General features: G+C 66.9%; 3 protein-coding genes. All 3 read right to left on the minus strand.

All coding sequences use genetic code 11. The annotated features are described in order from the left end of the window. Positions 1 to 83: 83 nt before the first annotated feature. Positions 84 to 1685 carry an MDR family MFS transporter gene (locus R1101_RS0120355; RefSeq protein WP_016935137.1) on the minus strand — a complete coding sequence of 534 codons (1602 nt, stop codon included), beginning with the start codon at positions 1683 to 1685 and terminating at the stop codon, positions 84 to 86. Further along, on the minus strand, positions 1682 to 2140 hold the full coding sequence (locus R1101_RS0120360; RefSeq protein WP_016935138.1) for a MarR family winged helix-turn-helix transcriptional regulator: 459 nt from the start codon (positions 2138 to 2140) through the stop codon (positions 1682 to 1684). Before R1101_RS0120360 ends, R1101_RS0120355 begins: the two co-directional genes overlap by 4 nt. A 150-nt stretch (positions 2141 to 2290) precedes the next feature. Then, the coding region (locus R1101_RS0120365; protein WP_016935139.1) for a hypothetical protein at positions 2291 to 2871 on the minus strand (581 nt) is incomplete at its 5' end.

Consider the following 2871-nt stretch of genomic DNA (forward strand, 5'->3'; position numbering starts at 1 on the left):
GGAACGGAGCGTCTCCCGCCACCGCCTCGGTTCCGCGTGATCTGCTGGTCACCGGTGGGCGGATCGCCCGGTCGTGATCGAGGTCACCCTTGCGGGGAGATGTCGGCGCGATCGGCCGGCGACTTCTCCTCCACGAGATCGATGGTGGTGCGCAATGCCCGGTTCGGGATCAGCACCACTGCCACCAGGGTGACGACTGCGAACGCCGCCGCCACGAGGAAGAGAGTCGCCGTCGCATCACCGTAGGCAGCGCGGATGACCTCCGCCACCGGCGCAGGCAGCCGGGAGAAGTCGAGACTTCCGCCGGAACCGCCACCGGAGGTGTCCACGCCGAGCTTCGCGAGACCGTCGGCGGAGAGCGTCGCGACACGGGAGGCGAGGATCGAACCGAGCACCGACACGCCGATCGCGCCACCGAAGGTGCGGAAGAAGGCCACGGAGCTGCTCGCGGCGCCGATGTTGCGAACGCTGACGGTGTTCTGCACGGCGAGGACGAGGTTCTGCATCAGCATGCCCGTGCCCAGACCCACGATCGCGATGTAGACGCTGATCAACGTCAGCGACGTGAGGTGATCGACCGTGCCGAGCAGGCCGAAACCGACCATCTGCAGGAGCGCACCGCCGATGAGGAAGCCCTTCCACTTGCCGAAGCGCGTGATGAGCTGACCCGAGAGCATCGACGAGACGAGCGTGCCGGCGACCATCGGGATGGTGAGCAGACCGGCGACCGTCGGGCTGTAGGCACGCGAGGTCTGGAAGTACTGGCCGAGGAAGGTGGTGGCACCGAACAGGCCGATACCGACTGCCACGGACGCGATGATCGCGAGGGCGGTGGTGCGTTCGGTGACGATCTTGAGCGGGATGATCGGATCGGCGACCTTCGACTCGACGATGAGCGTCGCGGCGAGCAGGACGAGGCCGGCTCCGACGTACAGGGCGGACTCGACCGAGAACCACTCGTAGTAGCCGGCCTTTCCGGCGAAGGAGACCCAGATGAGCAGGACGCTCACGGCGGCGGTGATGAGCGTGGCGCCGAACCAGTCGATGCTCACGTTCTCCTTGCGGACGGTCGTGACGTGCAGCGTGCGCTGCAGCAGGACCAGCGCGACCATGGCGATCGGCACACAGACGTAGAAGCACCAGCGCCAGCCGAGGAGGTCGACGATGACGCCACCGAGCACGGGACCGCCCGACATGGCGACGGCCATGACGGCGCCCATGTAGCCGGAGTACCGACCGCGTTCACGGGGCGGGATGATGCTGCCGATGATCGCGACGACCAGAGCCGTCAGACCGCCCATGCCGATGCCCTGGATCACGCGGGCGGCGAGCAGGACCGGCACGTTGTGTGCGAGGCCGGCCAGCACCGATCCGACGACGAAGACCAGGATCCCGAGCTGGACGAGCAGTTTCTTGTTGAACAGGTCGGCGAACTTGCCCCAGATGGGGGTCGACGCAGCGTTGGCGAGCAGCGCCGTGGTGATGACCCAGGCGTACTGGGTCTGGGTGCCGTTCAGGTCGGCGATGATCGTCGGCAGGGCGGTCGAGACGATGGTGCTGCTCAGCAGCGCGGTGAAGAGAGCGGCAAGGAGGCCCGACAGCACGACGAGGATCTCGCGGTGCGTCATCTGCTCCTCGGCTACGGGAGCAGCCGGGTGCGCTCCCGATCCGGAGACTGTGGTCATGGATTGGTCCTTCGTGTATCGATAACGAGCGGCGCCAGGGACGAGGTGAGGCGCTCGAGCGTCGTGATGGCGCCCGCGATCTCGTCCTCGTGCCAGTCCGCGAGTTCTGCGGAGAGACGTTCGGTCCGGCGTTTCTTCACGAGTTCGAGGATCTCGATTCCCGCGACCGAACAACTCACCCGGTGAGCGCGGCGGTCGTCGGGATCGGGATGTCGATCCACGAGGCCACGCTCGACGAGTTCGGCGATCTGTCTGCTCAACGACGACTGGCTGACGCACATTTCGACGGCGAGCTCGCTGGGACGGCACTCCCCCATCCGTGCGAGCACGAACAGCACCGCGACGAGTGCGGAGGGAAGCACGTCGGTGTCGTGGTGGACGAGTGCACCGCGCAGCGTGCGACCGAAGAGGAAGATGGCGTCGGCGAGTTCGTGGGTTTGGGCCTTGTCCGACACAGCGAACCTCCGTCGGGTGGATCAGTTGATTACGTCATGCAACTGTACAGATTAGTTGCATACTACAAGCAATCTCTTGCCGACATCACACCGCCACTCCGACGTGCTTCCCGTCACACCCCATCTCCGGGAGGGCGACGGGACACACGATCAACGGGTGAACAGACCGATGCACTCCACATGATGAGTCGACGGGAACGCCGCAAAGGCCCGGACATCCGCCAACTCGAACCCGTGATCGCGATACAGCCCCACATCACGGCCGAACGAGGCGGGATCGCACCCCACGTGGACGATCCGGCGCGGACCCGCCTCGGCCACGGCCGCCACCACGTCCCTGCCGGCTCCCGCCCGCGGTGGATCGAGCACGACCACCTCGGGTGCCGGTAGCTCCGGGATCATCCGCTCCACCCGACCGTGACGGAAGGACACCTGACCGAGATCGGCGAGCGCCTCCATCCCGTCGTCGACGGCGGTCTTCGACGACTCGACCGACACCACGTGCCCGGACGGACCCACCTGCTCGGCGAGCACCGCGGCGAACACCCCCACCCCGCCGTAGAGATCCCACGCCGTCGCACCCGCGGAGGCCTGCGCCCATTCACCCACCACCGTCGAGTAGGTGGTCGCAGCGCCGCGGTGGGCCTGCCAGAAGCCGGTCGGCACCAGCCGCCACTCTCGCTCACCGACCCGCTCGAGCACACGGCCCGAACCCTCGATCACCTTCTCCG

Source organism: Rhodococcus sp. R1101 (assembly GCF_000278445.1).
Taxonomy (GTDB): Bacteria; Actinomycetota; Actinomycetes; order Mycobacteriales; family Mycobacteriaceae; genus Rhodococcus; species Rhodococcus gordoniae.